Origin of the sequence: Rathayibacter sp. Leaf296, assembly GCF_001423045.1 — a bacterium.
Taxonomy (GTDB): domain Bacteria; phylum Actinomycetota; class Actinomycetes; order Actinomycetales; family Microbacteriaceae; genus Rathayibacter; species Rathayibacter caricis.
On the sequence record NZ_LMNR01000003.1, the window covers coordinates 312,075 to 317,648 of the forward strand.

Here is a 5,574-nt window from a genome sequence, read left to right on the forward strand (position 1 = left end):
GCTGTTCGGCGGCCCGTACCTGGTCTTCGTGCTGGCGGTGTTCGCGTTCCCGGTCGGGTACTCGGTCTACATCGCGTTCCACGACTTCTTCTTCGCCGCTCCCGGCGTGCAGGTCGACCGGCCGTTCGTGGGCCTAGAGAACTTCGTCACCGCGTTCTCGAATCCGCAGGTCATCCGCTCGTTCGGCAACATCGGGATCTTCCTGATCATCAACGTGCCGCTCACGGTGATCCTGGCGCTGCTGCTCGCGTCGGCGCTGGACAAGGTCGTGCACCTGCGGACGTTCCTCCGGGTGTCGTTCTACGTGCCCTACGTGACGGCGAGCGTCGCGATCGTCGCGGTGTGGCTGTTCCTGTTCAACGGGAACGGGCTGGTCAACAGCCTGCTCGGCCCGCTGGCGCCGGATCCGTCGTGGCTGATCAACGAGAACCTCGCCATGCCGGTCATCGCGATCTTCGTCACGTGGAAGCAGCTCGGGTTCTACATCCTGCTGTACCTGGCCGCGCTGCAGAACGTGCCGAAGGAGCTCTACGAGTCGGCGTCGACCGACGGAGCCGGGCGGGTGCGGCAGTTCTTCTCGGTCACCGTGCCGAGCGTGCGGCCCGCGACGCTGCTCGTGCTGCTCGTCTCGACGGTCACCGGAGCGAACCTCTTCACCGAGCCGTACCTCCTGACCGGCGGCGGCGGACCCAACGGGGCCTCCGCCTCGCCCGTGCTGCTGATGTACCAGCTGGGACTCCAGCAGGGGCAGCCCGACGTGGCGTCGGCCATCGGAGTCGTCCTCGTCATCGGCGTCCTGATCATCGCCTACCTGCAGAACCGGTTCGCCGGGGAGAGGAACTCATGAGCGCGCAGGTCAGCGCGGGAGGAGCGGCCTCGGCCGTGCCCGCCGTCACTCCGATCAGAACGCGCCGACGCCCCGTGGGGATGAGCCGCTCGGCGGTCGTCCTGCGCGGCGTGGTCCTCGGGCTCGGCGCGATCGTCTTCCTGTTCCCCTTCTACTACATGGTCGTCGGCTCGCTGCAGACCGACCCCGACCCGACCCTCGCCGGGGCGGTCCCGAGCCCCGCGAACCTCACGCTCGACAACTACGTCAACGTGAACGAGCGGATCAGCCTGCTCACCGGACTGGTCAACTCCGGGATCTTCACGGGCGGCGTGCTGCTGTGCACCGTGGTGTTCGGTGTGCTGGCCGGGTACGCGCTCGCGATGCTGCAGTGGCGCGGACGCAACGCCGTCTTCGCGCTCGCCCTGCTCGTGCAGGTCATCCCGTTCCAGCTGCTGCAGATCCCGCTCTACGTGCTGATCGCCCGCGACTACGGTCTCGCCGACAGCCACGTGGGCATGATCCTGCCGTTCGCGATCAACTCCACGGCGGTGATCATCTTCCGGCAGTACTTCCTGCAGCTCCCCAAGGAGCTGTTCGAGGCGGCCCGGATCGACGGCGCCGGCGAGCTCAAGCTGCTCTGGAACGTCGCCCTCCCGCTGGTGCGGCCCGCGCTCGTCACGGCGGTGCTCCTCACCTTCATCGGCCCCTGGAACGAGTTCCTCTGGCCCTTCCTCATCACCAAGGACGCGTCGCTGCAGCCGCTCGCCGTGTCCCTGGCCAACTACATCTCGAACGTCGCGTCGTCGACCGACAACCCGTTCGGGGCGATCCTGGCGGGCGCCGTCGTGCTCGCCGCCCCCGTCGTCGTGCTGTTCATCGTGTTCCAGCGCTACTTCGTCTCGACCGATCTCGGATCCGGAGTGAAAGGATGACCATGACTCCCACCCTCACCACCGTCCCCTACCGACTCGAGCGCGTCGGCATCGTGATGGAGCCCCGGCCGGGCGACGACCTCGAGGCCGAGGGCGTGCTGAACCCGGGCAGCGGACGCGGCCCGGACGGCGAGCTGTACCTGCTGCCCCGCCTGGTCGCGACGGGCAACGTCTCGCGTGTCGGCCTCGCCCGGGTGCTCGTCGAGGACGGCGTGCCCGTCGGCGTCGAGCGCGAGGGCGTCGTGCTGGCACCCGATCGCGGGTTCGAGCGGGGCGCGGCGAACTCCGGAGTGGAGGATCCGCGCGTCACGTTCATCGAGGCGCTCGGGCTGCACGTGATGACGTACGTGGCGTACGGTCCGCTCGGCCCGCGGACGGCGCTCGCCGTGTCGGAGGACCTGCGCGAGTGGCGCCGGCTCGGCCCGGTGACCTTCGCCTACGACGACGCGCTCGACATCGATCTGGGGCTGTTCCACAACAAGGACACCGTGTTCTTCCCCGAGATCGTGACGGCGCCCGACGGCACCCGCGCGTTCGCGGTGCTGCACCGGCCCATGTGGGACCTCGGCGAGACGAAGCCGGGGGAGGGCGTGCGCCTGCCCGCCGGCACCGAGGATCCGCGGCAGAGCATCTGGATCAGCTACGTGCCGGTCGCCGACGTCGACCGCGACCTGGCGAACCTGACGCGGTGGACGCGGCACCGGTTCCTCGCGGGGCCCGAGTTCCCGTTCGAGGAGCTGAAGATCGGAGGCGGCCCGGCGCCGCTCCGGGTGCCCGAGGGCTGGCTGCTGATCCACCACGGGGTCACCGGAGTGATCGACAACGCGTTCGCGCAGCAGCAGAAGGTCAACTACGCGGCCGGAGCGATCCTCCTCGACGGCGACGACCCGTCGCGGGTGATCGCGCGCACGGCCGAGCCGCTGCTCGCGCCCGAGACGGAGGAGGAGCGCTCGGGCATCGTGCCGAACGTCGTCTTCCCGACGGCGATCGAGGAGATCGACGGGCAGCACTTCGTCTTCTACGGCATGGCCGACTCGAAGATCGGCGCGGCCCGGCTGGTGCGGACGGACGGGTGAGGGGGCGGAGCCCGCTGCGCCTCCCCTTGCTGATCGAGTAGCCCGCTCGCGGGCGTATCGAGATCCCCGTCTCCGGGCGGTGGTGGGTCTCGATACGCCCCTGCGGGGCTACTCGACCAGCAAGCAATCGCGACCACCGCTGCACCCCTTGCTGATCGAGTAGCCCGCGGAGCGGGCGTCTCGAGATCCCCCACGACCCGAAGCACGACCCACCCCCACCCATCGGAGAGTTCAATGACGAACGCCAGAACACGCACGGCGGCCGCCCTGGCCGCCACCGCCCTCATCGCCGGGGGGCTCACCCTCGGCGCGGCCCCCGCGCACGCGGCGGACCCCCTCGCGAACACCGCGCACCTCGACTTCCTCCTCGACACCGCCACCCCGACTCCGGAGCCCGGCCACACCACCTACCGCCTCGCCGAGGAGCCCGAGCTGGTGATGCCGTGGACCTACGCCGACGCCCGCGACGGCGGCACGTTCGAGCGCGTCGGCGGCGGTCCGCTCGACGCCGCGACCGGCGACTGGGGGCAGGGCGCCTACAACACCGACGACATCTCGCGCGCCGCGGTCGCCTACCTCCGCCACTGGCAGCAGACCGGATCGACGGCCAGCCGCGAGAACGCCTACGAGACCCTGCGCGCCCTCGCCTACTTCCAGACCACCGACGGCGACGACGCCGGCAACGTGGTGCTCTGGATGCAGCCCGACGGCGAGCTGAACCCCAGCGCCGAGCCGATCGAGCTGCCGGACCCGAGCGACTCCGAGGACAGCTACTGGCTCGCCCGCACGCTGTGGGCCCTCGGCGAGGGGTATGCGGCGTTCGAGGACGACGACCCCGACTTCGCCGCGTTCCTGCAGGAGCGCCTCCGCCTCGGTGTCTCCGCGGTCGACCGCGAGGTGCTGACGCGCTACGGCCAGTACGAGACGGCCGACGGCGTCCGGGTGCCCGCCTGGCTGATCGTCGACGGTGCCGACGCGACCGCAGAGGCGCTGCTGGGCCTCTCGGCGTACGTCGACGCCGTGCCCGACGACTCCGCCGTGCGCGCCAGCACCGCGAAGCTCGCCGAGGGCGTGGCGGCGCTCGCGCGCACGACGACGGAGGGGGACACCACCTCGTGGCCGTACGGCGCGATCCTGCCGTGGGCGAAGTCGCGCTCGCTCTGGCACTCCTGGGCGTCGCAGATGCCCGCGGCGCTCGCCGAGTCCTCCGTCGCGCTCGGTGACGCCTCGCTCCTCGAGCCGGCCGTCGTCGACGGCTCCCGCTTCGCGCCCGAGCTGCTGACCTCGGGCGGCCCCGACAACGGCCGCTACCCGAGCCCGACCGAGACGGTGCAGATCGCCTACGGAGCGGATTCGCGCCTGCAGAACTCGCTCGCCCTCGCCGACGCGACCGGGTCGAGCGCCTTCACCGACCTCGCCGGTGTGCAGGGCGCCTGGTTCTTCGGCCTCAACCGCAGTGGTGCGGCCGTCTACGACCCGGCGACGGGCATCACGTTCGACGGAGTGCAGGCCGACGGCAGCGTCAACCGCAACAGCGGAGCCGAGAGCACGATCCACGGGCTGCTCGCGATGATCGCGCTCGACGACCGGCCCGAGCTGGCCGACCGCGCGCGGTCCGTCGCGACCCAGGTGAGCCGCGAGGGCCTCGAGGTCGTCGAGGCCGAGACGGCGCAGGGCGGCACGGTCGTCACTCCCGAGTCGAGCTGGACGGGCGAGTCCTCGTGGAGCGGCTCGTACCTGTCGCTGACGAACTGGCGCCGCTCGGCGACGATCGGCATCGGCTCCTCGACGCAGGAGCGCGTGATCGAGCCGGTGATCCAGCGCGTCGAGAAGGGGACGGCGGCGACTCCGCTCAGCGTGTGGACCACCGGGAAGCGCCCGCTGGACCTGCTGAAGAGCACGGTCGGCGCGCGCGGCATCACCGAGGCGTCGGGCGCGCTGCTGCCGCAGAAGCTGCGGCGCACGGTGCCCGCGGGTGCCACGACGGTCGAGGTCCGCGGAGTGACGGGCGAGACGGCGCTCGACGCGCTGCTCGTGCGCCCGGTCGTCTCGCGGCTCGTGCTCGAGGGCGACGGCGGGCGCACCGAGCTGGTGCGCAACTCGACCACGACGACGCGCTCGGCGGCCCTCGAGGGCTCGGGCACCCTGCGCGTGTACTCCGCCGACGGCGTGCTCGTGAGCGAGCAGGCCGCGGCCGGCGCGGTCACGGTGCCGGTGCCCGCCGAGGGCTTCGCGGTGCTGATCGGCTGATGCCGCGCCGTTCGTGACGGATCGGCGAGCGCGAGTGCGTCGATCCGTCACGAACGGCTGGGCCGCTTCGTCGATCCGTCACGAACGGCCGCTCGGATCGGCGCGAGGCGGCCGTCCGTGACGGATCGCGCGTCAGGCGACGGAGCGCAGGTGCCGGAAGGCCGACGCGTGGAACACCAGGGGCTCGATGGTCTCGTCGTCGTGCAGCGCGGTGACCTCGAGCAGCACGACGTGGTGGTCGCCGGCCGGGATCTCGCCGAAGATCGAGCACTCCAGCCAGAGCGGCGAGTCGTGCACGAACACGGCCCCCGACTCGCTCCTCTCGATCGCGAGGCCCGCGAAGCGCCCGGCCTTGTCGCGCGAGGCGAGCTGCCGGACCGCGGCGTCGTGCCCCGCGCCCATGACCGAGACCCCGAGGCGATCGGCCGCCCGCAGCACGGGCCAGGTGGTCGACGAGTTCTGGATGGCGAACATCACCAGCGGCGGG

The 5,574-nt window shown here is 71.4% G+C and carries 5 protein-coding genes; 4 read left to right on the forward strand and 1 reads right to left on the reverse strand.

What is annotated here, in order from left to right; translation table 11 throughout:
- Position 1 precedes the first annotated feature (1 nt).
- From ASF46_RS17945 to ASF46_RS17960, 4 genes are all read left to right on the forward strand, one after another.
- Entirely contained in the window at positions 2 to 847 is an 846-nt protein-coding gene (locus ASF46_RS17945; RefSeq protein ID WP_082485654.1) for a carbohydrate ABC transporter permease, read from the forward strand.
- An 80-nt stretch (positions 848 to 927) separates the two neighbouring features.
- The gene (locus ASF46_RS17950) at positions 928 to 1,761 is read left to right on the forward strand and encodes a carbohydrate ABC transporter permease (RefSeq protein WP_056869023.1); all 834 of its coding nucleotides are present in this window, start codon (positions 928 to 930) and stop codon (positions 1,759 to 1,761) included.
- Positions 1,762 to 1,763: 2 nt separating this feature from the next.
- Complete coding sequence (locus ASF46_RS17955) at positions 1,764 to 2,837, forward strand: glycosidase (RefSeq protein WP_056868882.1); 1,074 nt, start codon at positions 1,764 to 1,766, stop codon at positions 2,835 to 2,837.
- Between the two features lie 234 nt (positions 2,838 to 3,071).
- On the forward strand, positions 3,072 to 5,087 hold the full coding sequence (locus ASF46_RS17960; protein WP_056868883.1) for a hypothetical protein: 2,016 nt from the start codon (positions 3,072 to 3,074) through the stop codon (positions 5,085 to 5,087).
- Positions 5,088 to 5,219: 132 nt separating this feature from the next.
- Here ASF46_RS17960 and ASF46_RS17965 read toward each other — a convergent pair.
- Positions 5,220 to 5,574 (reverse strand): flavin reductase family protein (locus ASF46_RS17965; RefSeq protein WP_235577017.1); only part of this gene is annotated, 355 nt, incomplete at its 5' end.

Excerpts from the sequence above, each read along its gene's own strand:
- ASF46_RS17950 (WP_056869023.1), top strand. The coding sequence starts at position 928 with ATGAGCCGCTCGGCGGTCGTCCTGCGCGGCGTGGTCCTCGGGCTCGGC.
- ASF46_RS17955 (WP_056868882.1), top strand. The coding sequence starts at position 1,764 with ATGACTCCCACCCTCACCACCGTCCCCTACCGACTCGAGCGCGTCGGC.
- ASF46_RS17960 (WP_056868883.1), top strand. The coding sequence starts at position 3,072 with ATGACGAACGCCAGAACACGCACGGCGGCCGCCCTGGCCGCCACCGCC.